The organism is Paenibacillus ginsengarvi (assembly GCF_003626695.1).
GTDB classification, from domain to species: domain Bacteria; phylum Bacillota; class Bacilli; order Paenibacillales; family NBRC-103111; genus Paenibacillus_AB; species Paenibacillus_AB ginsengarvi.
In genome coordinates this window covers 36,778-50,138 of sequence record NZ_RBAH01000034.1, presented here as the reverse complement: position 1 = coordinate 50,138, position 13,361 = coordinate 36,778, and the positions used below count along the sequence as shown (strand labels likewise).

Annotated in this window: 11 protein-coding genes; 7 read left to right on the top strand and 4 right to left on the bottom strand. The window is 56.6% G+C overall.

Annotated elements, in window-relative coordinates; genetic code table 11:
• Window positions 1–52: 52 nt before the first annotated feature.
• Window positions 53–3,919, top strand: a complete 3,867-nt coding sequence (locus tag D7M11_RS31445) for an S-layer homology domain-containing protein (RefSeq protein ID WP_120751246.1) — start codon at window positions 53–55, stop codon at window positions 3,917–3,919.
• Between the two features lie 72 nt (window positions 3,920–3,991).
• Here the strand turns inward: D7M11_RS31445 and D7M11_RS31440 are convergent, their stop codons facing one another.
• From D7M11_RS31440 to D7M11_RS31430, 3 genes are all read right to left on the bottom strand, one after another.
• Entirely contained in the window at window positions 3,992–4,894 is a 903-nt protein-coding gene (locus D7M11_RS31440; RefSeq protein ID WP_120751245.1) for an aminoglycoside phosphotransferase family protein, read from the bottom strand.
• On the bottom strand, window positions 4,891–5,448 hold the full coding sequence (locus tag D7M11_RS31435) for a GNAT family N-acetyltransferase (RefSeq protein WP_120751244.1): 558 nt from the start codon (window positions 5,446–5,448) through the stop codon (window positions 4,891–4,893). The genes D7M11_RS31440 and D7M11_RS31435 overlap by 4 nt, the downstream gene beginning before the upstream one ends.
• Before the next feature lie 81 nt (window positions 5,449–5,529).
• Window positions 5,530–6,228 carry a nucleotidyltransferase domain-containing protein gene (locus tag D7M11_RS31430; RefSeq protein ID WP_120751243.1) on the bottom strand — a complete coding sequence of 233 codons (699 nt, stop codon included), beginning with the start codon at window positions 6,226–6,228 and terminating at the stop codon, window positions 5,530–5,532.
• A 234-nt stretch (window positions 6,229–6,462) separates the two neighbouring features.
• Between D7M11_RS31430 and D7M11_RS31425 the strand changes: the two genes are divergently transcribed.
• The 5 genes from D7M11_RS31425 to D7M11_RS31405 all read left to right on the top strand — a co-directional run bounded on the left by D7M11_RS31425 (window position 6,463) and on the right by D7M11_RS31405 (window position 10,653).
• Window positions 6,463–6,810, top strand: coding sequence for a PadR family transcriptional regulator (locus D7M11_RS31425; protein WP_120751242.1), 348 nt, complete (start codon window positions 6,463–6,465; stop codon window positions 6,808–6,810).
• Window positions 6,797–8,107, top strand: a complete 1,311-nt coding sequence (locus tag D7M11_RS31420; RefSeq protein WP_120751241.1) for an FtsW/RodA/SpoVE family cell cycle protein — start codon at window positions 6,797–6,799, stop codon at window positions 8,105–8,107. The genes D7M11_RS31425 and D7M11_RS31420 overlap by 14 nt, the downstream gene beginning before the upstream one ends.
• Before the next feature lie 122 nt (window positions 8,108–8,229).
• The gene (locus D7M11_RS31415; protein ID WP_120751269.1) at window positions 8,230–8,775 is read left to right on the top strand and encodes a DUF1697 domain-containing protein; all 546 of its coding nucleotides are present in this window, start codon (window positions 8,230–8,232) and stop codon (window positions 8,773–8,775) included.
• 220 nt (window positions 8,776–8,995) lie between these two features.
• A complete protein-coding gene (locus tag D7M11_RS31410) occupies window positions 8,996–10,117 on the top strand; it encodes a DUF3221 domain-containing protein (RefSeq protein WP_120751240.1) in 1,122 nt (373 codons plus the stop codon).
• A gap of 305 nt (window positions 10,118–10,422) precedes the next feature.
• Complete coding sequence (locus D7M11_RS31405) at window positions 10,423–10,653, top strand: hypothetical protein (protein WP_120751239.1); 231 nt, start codon at window positions 10,423–10,425, stop codon at window positions 10,651–10,653.
• A gap of 135 nt (window positions 10,654–10,788) precedes the next feature.
• Here the strand turns inward: D7M11_RS31405 and D7M11_RS31400 are convergent, their stop codons facing one another.
• A complete protein-coding gene (locus D7M11_RS31400; protein WP_120751268.1) occupies window positions 10,789–11,688 on the bottom strand; it encodes a DMT family transporter in 900 nt (299 codons plus the stop codon).
• A 638-nt stretch (window positions 11,689–12,326) separates the two neighbouring features.
• Here D7M11_RS31400 and pheS point away from each other — a divergent pair.
• Window positions 12,327–13,361: a phenylalanine--tRNA ligase subunit alpha gene (pheS, locus tag D7M11_RS31395; RefSeq protein ID WP_120751238.1), complete on the top strand. Its 1,035-nt coding sequence runs from the start codon at window positions 12,327–12,329 to the stop codon at window positions 13,359–13,361.

Below are 13,361 nucleotides of genomic sequence, written 5' to 3'. Positions count from 1 at the left end.
TGAGGCGCTGACCGCTGAGCAGAAGGCGCTGGTCACGAATCTCAGCAGGCTGATGGAAGCAGAGTCGGTGTTGGCGGATTTGCAGGCGGCGAAGACGGTGACGGACGCGCTAGCGGCGTTGCCTGCGAAGGCGACGGTGACGCTAGCGGATGCGACGGCGATAGCGAGTGCGCGTCAGCAGTACGAGGCGCTGACCGCTGAGCAGAAGGCGCTGGTCACGAATCTCAGCAGGCTGATGGAAGCAGAGTCGGTGTTGGCGGATTTGCAGGCGGCGAAGACGGTGACGGACGCGCTAGCGGCGTTGCCTGCGAAGGCGACGGTGACGCTAGCGGATGCGACGGCGATAGCGAGTGCGCGCCAGCAGTACGAGGCGCTGACGCCAGCGCATAAAGCGCTGGTCACGAACGTGAGCAGGCTGACGGAAGCAGAGACGGCGCTAGCGGATTTGCAAGCAGCGAAGGTGGTGACGGACGCGATAGCGGCGTTGCCTGCGAAGGCGACGGTGACGCTAGCGGATGCGACGGCGCTAGCGAGTGCGCGCCAGCAGTACGAGGCGCTGACCGCTGAGCAGAAGGCGCTGGTCACGAATCTCAGCAAGCTGACCGACGCAGAAGAGGCGCTAGCGGATTTGCAGGCGGCGAAGACGGTGACAGACGCGCTGTCGGCGCTGCCCGCGAAGGCAGCGGTGACGCTGGCGGATGCGACGGCGATAGCGAGTGCGCGTCAGCAGTACGAGGCGTTGACGCCAGCGCAGAAATCGCTGGTAGCGCACGTGAGCAAGCTGACGGAAGCGGAAGCGGCGCTGGCGGACTTGCAGACGGCGAAGACGGTGACGGACGCGCTAGCTGCGTTGCCCGCGAAGACGGCGGTGACGTTAGCGGATGCGGTAGCGATAGCGAGTGCGCGTCAGCAGTACGAGGCGCTGACCGCTGAGCAGAAGGCGCTGGTCACGAATCTCAGCAAGCTGACCGACGCAGAAGCGGCGCTAGCGGATTTGCAGGCGGCGAAGACGTTGACGGACGCGCTAGCGGCGTTGCCCGCGAAAGCGACGGTGACGCTAGCGGATGCGACAGCGATAGCGAGCGTACGTCAGCAGTACGAAGCGCTGACGCCAACGCAGAAAGCGCTGGTCACGAACGTGAGCAAGCTAACGGAAGCAGAGTCGGCGTTGGCGGATTTGCAGGCGGCGAAGACGTTGACGGACGCGCTAGCGGCGTTGCCCGGGAAGGCGGCTGTAACGCTAGCGGATGCGACAGCGATAGCGAGCGCGCGTCAGCAGTACGAAGCGCTGACGCCAACGCAGAAAGCGCTGGTCACGAACGTGAGCAAGCTGACGGAAGCAGAGACGGCGCTAGCGGATTTGAGTGTTGTCAGCTCCGCGCATTCTGCCGTTACGGCAGCTCCCGTGTCGGTCGTTGCGGATGGCATCAGCAGCGCCACTATTACAGTAACGCTACGAAACGCCAAGATGGAACCGATCGAAGGCAAGCAGGTTGCCTTGACCGCATCGGGAGGCAGATCGGTCATAACGGCGGTTTACAGCACGACCAGAGCAAACGGGGAAGCACAGTTCACGGTGGCGAATACGGCTGCGGAGCAGGTCACCTATGGTGCGATCGACATAACCGATCAGGTTGCAATCGTTCAAAAGGCATTGGTTACGTTCGTCTCTGGCAGCGTCAGTTCAACTATGTCCGCGTTGTCAGCTTCCGCGCTAACGGTGCCGGCTGACGGAACGACAGCGTCCGAGATCACCGTTACGCTGATGGACGCGTACCGCAATCCCGTTACCGGGAAACAAGTATCGCTAGCCGCATCGGGAGGAAGTTCGGTCATAACGGCAGTGTACGCTACGACGAATTCGTCCGGCCAAGCGCTCTTTGCAGTAACGAACAAGGCGGCGGAGACCGTCCTATTCGCTGCATCGGACGTAACGGATCGGATCGCTGTGGAGAGGACTGTCGCCGTATCGTTCGTTTACGGAGTACCGCCGATCATTATAATGAAAGCAAGTCCCGAGGAAGCGACATACGGACCCGTATCGGTGTCGGTCACAGCGGCTGTATATGGTCAGTTTAACGCCGTTAAGCAGATCAAATGGGCAAGCGGCAGCCGCGATATCGGTTATTTTGCAGGAAACGGCACCGAGCTGACCGGCGGGAGCTTTGCGGTGCAGGCAAACGGAACGTATACGGTATATGTGAAGGACGCCGCAGGCAACGAAAACGCGGCAACGATCGAGATAGCGAACATCGTACCGCTTAGCCGCAATGCGGATTTACAACAGGTAACCGTATCCCAAATAACGCTAACGCCTTCTTTTTCCGCATCCTTGCAGCATTATTCGGCTTCGGCGGTTTCCGGAATCAGCTCGGTGACAGTCGCGCCGACTGCGGCAGATGCATTTGCAGTAATAACGGTAAATGGTCAAGCACTGAGAAGCGGTCAGGAGTCATCTGCCATTACCCTTCAGACGGGCACAAACGAGATCGCGATCGTAGTTACCGCTCAAGACGGCGTAACCAGCAAAACGTATACGATTACGATCGACAAGCAGAAGGAGCGTTCTCCGGACCCGGCGCCATCCGGGGGCGGGGAGCCGACTGATTACACCCCGCAAATTGGCGGTGCGGGACCAACCGGCAGCACGGCGACTCCCGGGCTGAATGATACAAGTATCCGCATCTCGATCGACGGCCGACCGGTGGAGAAGCTGGTGAAGACGTCCAGGCAAGTCGTTGGCGGACTGTCGTTGGGCATCGTCCGGTTCGATGAGTCGCTGCTAAATGAGGCTCTTGCGAATTCGAATACCGGAACTGTCATCGGCATTTCCGACATTGCAGAGACGGACGGCGTTATCGCTGAATTTACGGGCGACATGATCCAAAAGCTTGCAAACAAACAAGCCGTACTGGAGCTGCAAACAAGCATCGGCGGCTATGAGCTGCCCGCAGGCGAGCTGAACCTGGAGCGACTCCGGGAAGCATGGGGGCGCGCTATGCCGCTCTCGGAGCTGCTCATTCAGATCAGCGCCGAGAAGGCACCGGAAGCCGACAGCGATGCCATAGCGCGATTTGCGGCACAGAACGGTCACAGCATCGTTTCGACGCCGGTTCAATTCAAAGTGACGGCATCATACAAACAAAACTCGCTGGAACTCAGCCGATTCGGCACGTTTGTTCGCAAATTTTTGCCGATACCGTCTCCGTTTGGCCCAAATGGCGTTGCAACAGCCGTTGTGCTAAACGAGGACGGAACATACCGCCACGTACCGACTGCCGTTATGCGTAGAGACGGCCGGGATACCGCGGACATTCACAGCTTGACGAACAGTACCTACGCGCTCATTTCGAACCGGGTGAAATTCAATGATACTAAGGATCATTGGGCGGAAGAAACGGTTGATGACATGGGAGCCCGCCTGGTCGTCAAAGGGATGGAGGCGAACCGTTTCGTCCCGGATTCCCCTGTTACAAGAGCGCAATTTGCGGCGATCGTCATACGCGGGCTTGGCTTGCCGGAGGACGGAGCGGGGAATACATTTAACGACGTGAACGAAAGCGAATGGTTTAGCGGAGCGGTAGGCAAAGCGTTCGAATACGGGATTGTATCCGGGTATGAGGACGGCTCGTTCCGCCCGGCTCGGACGATCACCCGGGAGGAAGCGTTCGTCATGATCGCACGGGCGATGAAGCTCTCCGGCTTGAGGCCGAAAACGGCGGATCAAACTGGCGGAGCACTGGCGGCATTTCCCGATCGGGACGGTATTAGCGCTTGGGCCGAAGCGGTAGTTAGCGAGGTAGTGAGGGCGAACTTGGCTAACGGCAGTGCGGAAGGGCTTGAACCCGGACGTAATCTGACGCGCGCGGAGACGGCCGTTCTCATTCGCCGCTTGCTTGCCGAAGCGGGATTCATTTGAACGAACGGAGAAGAACCTTCAGGCGGCCGAGAGATCATCGGCGCCGAAGGTTCTTTTTGTACTGCGTTGTCCTCAATCTGCGTTAAAACGATCGGCAAGCACCTCGTCGATCGCACGCCGCGATATGCCGGCGAGCACGGGATTGGTATGCTTGTAATAGGCGTAGGCGATCAGTCCGAACGACAAAGCCCAGCCACGTCCACGGGTCCAGGTCGCGTCATCAACCGTCAGCTCTGACCGGAAATCGGCGCGAGAATCCGCGGAGAGGAACGTCCAAGCGACCATCACGTCGCAAGCGGGATCGCCTACGGCGAGAGTGCCGAAGTCGATAACGGCACGGAGACGGCCTTGATCGACGAGCAAATTGCCCGGATGCAGATCCCCGTGCAGCCAAACGGGCGGCTCCGTCCATACCGGCGCTTGCAGCGCGTCTTCCCAGATGGCCGCGGCCGTTATCGTATCTATCGTATCGCGGAGCGAGGCGAGCGCTTCGCGAACGGGAGCATCCCGCAGGGCAAGCGGTACGCCGCGTCCGGAGTTATGCGCTCCCGGAGGCGGTCCTCCTGCGGAGTCGGCCCGCTGCAAGGCCGCTACGAACCGGCCCAGCGCCACTGCCGCTTGGCGGAGATCGTCAAGCGGCCCGGAGCCTGCGTTCTCGCCTTCGAGCCATTCATACACCGACCAGTGCCACGGGTACTCTTCACCTGGCGCTCCCAGCGCGAGGGGAACGGGGATCGCAATCGGCAGATGCGGCGCCAGCTTCGGCAGCCAGCGGTATTCCTTCTCCGCCTGCCCGACCGCCCATTCGACCCGAGGAAGTCTGACGGCCAAACGCTCTCCGAGCCGGTAGATGGCATTATCCGTTCCTGCGGAGTCGACCGGTTCCAAGAGCAGGTGCGCCCATTGCGGGAATTGGGAGCGAAGCAAGCGGCTTACCAAATCCGCGTCGATTCTCGTTTCGTTTAAGTGGCTCACCCGGATGCCTCGCTTTCTTCACCGGGCTGCCGCAATTGCTTCGCATAGCAATGCCGGAGCTTGCCGCCGTACATGGGGCGCGTGAAACGGCGGACAAATCCTTCGGACTCTAGGTTTTTGACGCTGGCATGGTTATCCGGGTGCACCGTAGCATAGACGTACCGGCATCCGTTCTCCCGGGCCCGCTGCTCGCGAAGTCTCAGGAAATACCGCTGCAAGCCAAGACCGCGGGCCGACTCGTGGACTACGGTGCCTTCGAGACAGGCGACTTCATGCAGATCCTCCTCCGCCACCCCGAATTCTCTGCCGAGATTGCCGGGTCGCATCTTGGGAAACGTCAAAACCGTATAGGCAACGAACTGGCCGCGGAGATACGCGCCGTGGATTTCTCCATCCTCCAGCACATACGTATGGTAGTAAGTCTCATTGTCCGAAGCAAAATGATCCTTGGAGGGGAGCCGGGAAGTAACGTCGGTCATTAGCGCCACCAGGTCGGCAATATCCTCGTGCCCGAGGCGGCGGATTTCCATATCGGGTTGTTCGAATTTAAGCATACATCGATTCCCTTCGTATTGTTAAGTAAACCGTCTCGAACCTTCCCCACCATGATACCAGAAATAGGCGGCGATCGTATTTCAAATGATTCCGAAATCGCCGATGTATGCCCAGCAATCACGCCAAGCGCGGCTTAGCGGCTCCGTATCCGTAATGACGGGCGCTTGCGAGTAGGCGGTTAGGATGGCGTCCATATGGCTGCGCAGCCGGACCGGGAAATCCAGATTAGCGACTTCCAGCGGAGGAACGTATTCGAGCTTGCCCCCAGCAATTGCAGGCAAGGCGAGCGCGTGCAGCATCCGTTTGGCCAGATGCCTGCTCTCCCGCCGCTCCAACCGGTCTTTACCTAATTCTACCGCGCCGTCGGCATGAATAAGGGGGGCGATAAGCTTTGCCAGCTCGATTCCTTTCGGCGGCTCCGGAAGGAAATGGTCCGGCTGCGTTCCGTATAGCAGCTCTGTGTCATAACGGCAAGAATACAGCCAGTATGCTCTTGTTCCTGCACTCATTTGTCGCAGACGGTCGTCCCCGATACGCTGTATAACGAGGCTGTCCCCAGCGGGAAAGCGAGTCGCTTCCGCTTCGATTTCACGTTTGAGCGCATTGTCGGATTGGTCGGGACGATCGAATGCCAGAACCAGATCGATATCGGAGACGCCCCAGACGCAATCGCCTCTTGCAACGGAGCCTTTTACGAAAACAGATTGCAGACGGTCACCGAGATGATCCGTAAATCGCCTAACCACATAGTCGGTTACCGTTTTATACCGTGGGTCCATGTTCCGCCTCCCGAATCCCCGTAATAGGCCTGCACTGGAGAAGGTAACGTCTAACATCATCCTCAATATAGCACAGCAAGCGAAGCGGACGAGTTGTAAACCTTGTTTATACCTGGAAATTCCTTGTTTAAAAAAAGCAGCTAAAGGCTCGACAGAGACGGATTCGCTCTGTATACTATACATAGATTAACGATGCATAGTAATTCTATATAGGAGAGGAAGGAGAGCAATCCGTTGAAGGTGAGCAAAGAATTGCTAAAGGGCACGACCGGCATCCTCGTGTTGACTGTGCTGGCGGATAAGCCGCTGTACGGCTACGAGTTGATCAAGGAGCTGGAACGCAGATCGGAGGGAGTGTTCGCCCTCAAGGAAGGGACGTTGTACCCGATCCTTCATGCGATGGAGAGCGAGCGTTGGGTCGAATCGTTTTGGACGGAAGCGGACGGGCGGAAACGAAAATATTACCGTCTGCTCGACGAAGGGAAGCTGAGGCTGCAGGAGAAGAAGAGCGAATGGCTCGTGTTTCGGCGCGCCGTCGACTCGGTGCTCGGGGAAGGAGGGGCTCTCCATGCGGAAACATGAGGGCGTGGGCGACTTCCTGGACCGCGTATGTGCCCGGATCAGGTCCCGGGAGATGCACCCTGACGTGAGGCTGGAAATCGGCGGGCATTTGGAGCAACTGATCGCCGAGAAGGAAGCGGAAGGGGCGTCGCGGGAAGAAGCGGAGGCGTGGGCGACCCGGCAGATGGGCGATCCGGATTTGCTCGGGAAACAGCTTCATCAATTGCATAAACCTCGGATGAACTGGGGGCTGCTGCTGGCGGTTGTGCTGTTCTCGATTCTAAGCCTGATCGCGATGATGTCGGTCGATGCAAGTTACCGAGGTACGATTTACGGACAAATCGAGTTTGCCAAACGTCAATCCGTATACATAGCGCTCGGAACGGTCGTTCTGCTTGTTTGCTATTTCTTCGATTTCCGGCGGCTGCGGCGGTTTTCCTGGCTGCTGTATGCGATTACCTTATTCGGTATGATCGCGACGACATCCGTTTACGGAACGAGCGTTAACGGGTTGAAGCACTATATCGTGGTCGGGCCGTTTTCCTTGAACTTGATCGCGTGCAGTCCGTACCTCCTGATTGTCGCCATAGCGGGCATCTGGCTCGACGGCAAAATGCCGGCAGCCGTTAACGCCGCCGGGCAAAGGCTGATGAAGCTGGGGCTGCTTGCAGCGCCCTGCCTGATCTATATTCAGGCTCGTGCCTTGCCGGAGCTGGTCATTTATGCGGTAGCCGTCCTAGTGCTGCTTGGCTGGGTGACCCGCAGCTGGCTGCGGAGCACGCTGATTGCGCTTGGTGCGGGAGCCGCCGGGATTTTGTACATATGGGGCAACCCGTATTTGCGCGGTAGGGTGGGCGGAGCGTTATTTCCGCAGGACGATCCTCTCGGCAATGGGTATATGTATATGCAGCAGCTTGATATGATTCGCTCCGCAGGCTGGTGGGGACACGGCTTCGGGACGATGAACGACAAGCTGCCGATGATCCAGTCGGATATGCTGCTCTCGTATTTGATCTACAGCTTCGGATGGGCAGCGGGACTGCTGCTCCTGGCGGCGGTGATCTGGTTTGTCGTCCGTATGGCGAAGGCGGTGCAAGTCGTTCGGGAGTCGTATGGCCGTGCCATTATGCTGGCGTTGTCGGTTATACTGGCCATACAGCTCATCTATGGGCTTGCCATGGCGACGGGACGCGTCATGCTCGTCGGACTGCCCTTCCCGTTTCTCGGCTACGGCAGCCATGTACTGATGGAATTTGCCGCTGCGGGACTGCTGCTCGGCATTTACCGGAGGAAGGATATGATCCCCGTTCATGCATGAAGCAAGCCGCATATGTTATGAAACCTCAACTTCGGCCGAATCGGCCGGAGTTTTTGCTCGCCGGACAAGGGAAAAGAGCGGGACATGATATAATAGAAGCAAAAAAGAAACGAGGCTTCGCGATGGCAATTTACGTAGCCCTGCTTCGCGGTATTAACGTAGGCGGGAAAAATAAAATCAAGATGGCGGATTTGAAAAAGGCGCTTGAGCGAGTCGGGCTCGGACGGGTGCAAACGTATATTCAAAGCGGCAATATCGTATTCGAGGCGGAGGAAGAGGCGGCAGCGCTCACCGGGCGTATGGAGTCTCTCATCAAGAACGAGTTCGGCATTGCCGCCACCGTTTTTCTGAGAACGGCAGAGGAATGGAAACGGCTGATCGCGGATTGTCCTTATGCTCCGGGCGCTCTGGCGGAAGGAGAAAGCTTGCAGGTGAGCCTGCTGAGTGAGGCGCCTTTGCCCCAGAAGGTCGATTTTCTGGCGGAAGTAAAAAGCGGGGACGACGAATACCGGCTGCAAGGACGGGAGCTTTACATGCTGCTCCGGCAAAGTATTCTTGATTCCAAACTGGCGGCCAGTACGCAAAAACTGGGCGATCAAGTAACGACGCGCAACTGGAACACAATCAGTAAACTGGGCGACATGGTGAAGGCAATGGAGGAAGGGTAAGCGCCCGACTTGTGAGCCTGGACGCGTTTGGAATAGCGTAAATCGTCCCGGCTGGGACGATTTTTGGCATGAATGATACTTTTTGTCAGAGTGCCCCCTTTCGCAACTTGGCGGTGAATCGGCTGAAACGACTCGCACGACATTTGTAAACAAGCAACCTTTTCCAGCCCTCTGCGTTTATTCCTATATAATTCCATTTCCGCGCAGAGGAGCTAAAAGGATGAAACGATTTGTTCTCGGTTTGGTTTGCGGCGTGATGCTCGCGATAGGAACGGCGGCGTACGCTTCGGACACGGTTCAGGCGGTTCTATTTCCGGCCAAGTTTGTCATCAACGGGCAAGTCAGATCGCTTGACGGCGAGTATACCGCTTTAAACGTGGATGGTCACGCGTACGTGCCTGTGCGTTTCATTGCCGAACAGATGGGGGCGACAGTCGGATTTTTGGCTAGCGATACGAATACGATCTACATCAACTACCCCGACTATACCTATATCAAGGGGAACATCAAGATCGGCGCAACGAAGCAGGATGCGATCCGTCTGCTCGGAGACCGCTATAAGGAGGTCGAGATCGGAGGACCGGTAGCGGGTCCAGATGTCGTTAAGGCTTGGCGTTACGATACCGGCGTTCGTGACGGCTACCGGGTTCAGGCGGTCAGGCAGAAGATCGAGACGTGGATCGATCCGGAAGGGTTACGCGACGGCCTGATCCGTCTGCAGCTTTTACTGCTCTGGAACGAGGAAGGCTTGGAGCGGTACTATTTGGCTTATGCCGATCAAGACGGAACGATCCGCTACGAGGTCGACGATGACGGGCTTAAGCTCGTTCAAGACAAGCTGCTTGCCGCCCGCGAGGAGCTGGAGCTTAGCCAGCAGATAAAGTTGATATACGCAGGGGAGCAGAAAAACGAGCTATATATTATTTATAAAGCCCGCGAGCATTTGGAGCGCCGCTGGACCGATCAGGAGGCGGACCGTCTGCGCCGTGCCTTATACGAGGAGGCGGGCCTGAATCCGTTGATCCCGTTTCCTTTGAAGCTGGAGCAATTTTATTTGCGGCCACAAGCGGACGTTGCAGGCGTGATTACGAAGCTGGATGAAAATGAGCACCGTGTATTGATCGTCGATGAAACGAGGAAAAACGGGAACTCGGATCAGCCGTATGCGATGTGGGTCGGCTTGAGTGAGGAGGCGGCGATCGTAGAAGCGGGAACAACGGAGCCGCTTGCGTTTCACGATTTGCACGTCGGTCAGAAGGCAAGAGCCTGGTACGACATTGGAATTGTAGAATTATCATACCCGGGCCAGACGAAGGCATTGAAAATTGAAATCGAACGTTAACCATGTACTGCAAAGCCCTTCGATGCTTGTCGAAGGTTTTTTTACGTCGGATATTAACTTAAAAAAACTAATTGATACCGATAATCATTATCAATATAATAGAGTTAACCGGTAACAGCCTGTACAGATGGCCAGAAGGAGAGTACACTATGAACATCGTCCGCTTCTCATCATGTTCATCCGCGGCTTAAACCTGACTAAAAAAGTCGATATATTCACACTTGTGTAAAATATTCTTAAGGTTGTTTTAATATTTTCCGGTTACAATAAATTGTAACGATTAGGAAGGGGGATTCTCGATACTTATGAAAACACTGATCCGCTTTCAGAATAAACTGATCCCGGTGTACGCCATAAATGTAACCTCGCAAAAAGCATACAAGCTTCTGCTCAAAACGCTCGAGAAAAAATACGAAACCGGCAAATCGGCCGTGCAAAAATGTTTGGCCTCCTTGATCAGCATCGAGATCGTCGGCGGAGAGGCGATCCTGCATTGCATGCGTGAAGAAGACTCGCTTGCCTTGTCTCTATATTGACAGCTCGAATAACCCCACAAAGCGGAGAACGGGCTTCGAAGCTTATTCCAAATCCTTTGCGGGGAGCCCCGAAAAAAATCGGCTATACCAAGTCGCGCAAGGACTTTAGGTAGCCGATTTTGTGTCTTCGCTAGCTTATCCGTTCCGCTTCTTCTCCATGCTGATCCAGATAAGCCCAGCCGCCATACATACTGCGCCCGCAATCTGCCATACCGTAATCCGCTCGTCGAACCATACATATCCGGCCGCCACGGCCGCTGCGGGAACGACATAACGGAAAAAGTTCGCCCGCGCCGCGCCAACTCTGTACATACACACGTTCCAGACAATGAAAGCGACAACCGTACATAAAATAACGTTGTAAAAGATGGCGAACCAATTGGCGCTATCAAGGCCCGCCCAATCGACCTTGCTCCACGAGCCAAGCGTAAGCGGGAATAGAAACAGGCTGCCGAACAAAATAAACCAGGCGCTCACCCGCAGCGCGGAATACGTTCTCATCAGCGGCATGCAGGCCAGGTTGAACAATGCGCCGACCAGGCTGACGGCAAAAGCGAGCGCGTTGCCGAGCATGTTCCGCCCCGACAGATCGATCCCGGCTCCGCCGCCGACGATCACCATCGTAACGCCCGCCATAGCCGCGATGCCTCCGACGATAAGACGTTTCGAAATCGGCTCGCGAAAAAAGAGCGGGGCGAACAGCGCCGCGAATATAGGCCACGGAGCGACGTTCAGCAGCGAGGCATTCGCCAGCGTCGTATACTGGATCGAGTACATGACCGCGATTTCGAGGCCGGTCACGCCGAACAGCCCGATCGCCATAAGCTGCATCGCCGCTTTGAACGAAACGCCGACGCTCCCTTCCTTCAGCTTCAGCAAAATGAAAAAAAACGGCACGGCCAGCCCGAACCGTAAAAACGTGAACAGCGCCGGATCGAACGTTCCCATCGCCAGCCGCGAGACGCCGAAGTTCGTCCCCCATATCGCCGCTACCGCCACAAGGCCGGCTACATACCAGTATTGTTTGCTCCCCATTCTCATGCTCTGACCTCACTCCGATGCTTCTGCACCCGAACATTGAACCGGCTTTGAGCGCGAAAACGCATGTCCGCTCCCCCGATTGCACTAATGATCATATTAGGGGATAACGGCCTGCGCGTCGATTGACGAATCTTCATGGACAGAAAATCTTTCGTTAAGCGGCGCTCTGGCTCGATAGATGCCCATCTTACGATAGTCCTGTTCCCAAGCTAGGCGTCCCTTGCAACTTTTCGTCAAATTGCATATAATACGTGTTACATATGCAAATGCAACGACGGAGAAAAGTAAGCAGTGCCTCCTTACAGGGAGGGAGCGCCGGAGATTGAGAGCGCTCCTAACGGAACCGGCTGCCGAAGTTCGCTCCCGAGCAGTCCTTTGAACCTGGCTTAGCGTCGATAGTTCCGCAGCCGGCAGTAGGAGGGAACCGGTTCCGAGCCGTTATTTCGGTCAAGCGAAGGCGTTTCATGCTTTCGTTGTCACCTTCCGGGAAGCTTTTTTACCGTGTTTTGGCAACGAAGACGCGCCTTAACAAGGGTGGTACCGCGGCACTTTCGTCCCTTTATTTGGGATGAAGGTGCCTTTTTGCGTTTTTCCGTATAGCTGTACTTGAAGATTAGACAGGAGGAATCCATATGAAGGAACGATTGCTCGCGCTTCAGTCCGAAGCGCTGCAAGAGCTGGAACGGGTGGAAAACGCCCAGCAGCTGAACGATCTGCGAGTGAAATATTTGGGCAAAAAAGGGCCGCTCACCGAAATCCTGCGCGGCATGGGCGCCTTGAGCGCGGAAGAGCGGCCGGTCATCGGCCAGGTCGCCAACGACGTGCGCGCCTCGATCGAGACGGTAGTCGAAGCGAAGCAAGCCGAGTTTGCGCAGGCCGAAACGGCGATGAGGCTTGGTGCGGAAACGATCGACGTCACGCTGCCGGGGCGGCCTGCCCCGCACGGAGCGGTGCATCCGCTGAACAAGGTCATTCAGGAGATCGAGGACATTTTTATCGGCATGGGTTATACGATTGCCGAAGGACCGGAAGTGGAGAAGGATTATTACAACTTCGAGGCGCTTAATTTGCCGAAAAACCATCCGGCCCGCGACATGCAGGATTCGTTTTACATTACCGACGAGCTGCTGATGCGGACGCATACGTCGCCCGTGCAGGTGCGGACGATGGAGAAAAAGCAGGGCGAAGTGCCAGTCAAGATCATTTGCCCGGGCCGGGTATACCGCCGCGACGACGACGATGCAACCCATTCGCACGTATTTACGCAAATCGAAGGGCTCGTCATCGACAAACATATCCGGATGAGCGACTTGAAAGGAACGCTGCTCCAATTCGTGCAGGAAATGTTCGGCAAACAGGCCAGCATCCGCATGCGTCCGAGCTTCTTCCCGTTCACCGAGCCGAGCGCGGAGGTCGACGTTTCGTGCATGATGTGCGGCGGTCACGGCTGCCGGACATGCAAGCATACCGGCTGGCTGGAAATTCTCGGCTCCGGCATGGTGCATCCGCGCGTGCTGGAGATGTCCGGCTACGATCCGGCCGAGTACAGCGGCTTCGCTTTCGGTATGGGCGTCGAGCGGATTGCGATGCTGAAATACGGCATTGACGATATTCGTCATTTCTATACGAACGACCTCCGGTTCTTGAAACAGTTCGTCCATATTTAA

Excerpts from the sequence above, each read along its gene's own strand:
- D7M11_RS31410 (WP_120751240.1), top strand. The coding sequence starts at position 8,996 with ATGAAACGATTTGTTCTCGGTTTGGTTTGCGGCGTGATGCTCGCGATA.
- D7M11_RS31445 (WP_120751246.1), top strand. The coding sequence starts at position 53 with ATGGAAGCAGAGTCGGTGTTGGCGGATTTGCAGGCGGCGAAGACGGTG.
- D7M11_RS31405 (WP_120751239.1), top strand. The coding sequence starts at position 10,423 with ATGAAAACACTGATCCGCTTTCAGAATAAACTGATCCCGGTGTACGCC.
- pheS (WP_120751238.1), top strand. The coding sequence starts at position 12,327 with ATGAAGGAACGATTGCTCGCGCTTCAGTCCGAAGCGCTGCAAGAGCTG.
- D7M11_RS31430 (WP_120751243.1), bottom strand. The coding sequence starts at position 6,228 with ATGGACCCACGGTATAAAACGGTAACCGACTATGTGGTTAGGCGATTT.
- D7M11_RS31435 (WP_120751244.1), bottom strand. The coding sequence starts at position 5,448 with ATGCTTAAATTCGAACAACCCGATATGGAAATCCGCCGCCTCGGGCAC.
- D7M11_RS31400 (WP_120751268.1), bottom strand. The coding sequence starts at position 11,688 with ATGGGGAGCAAACAATACTGGTATGTAGCCGGCCTTGTGGCGGTAGCG.
- D7M11_RS31415 (WP_120751269.1), top strand. The coding sequence starts at position 8,230 with ATGGCAATTTACGTAGCCCTGCTTCGCGGTATTAACGTAGGCGGGAAA.
- D7M11_RS31420 (WP_120751241.1), top strand. The coding sequence starts at position 6,797 with ATGCGGAAACATGAGGGCGTGGGCGACTTCCTGGACCGCGTATGTGCC.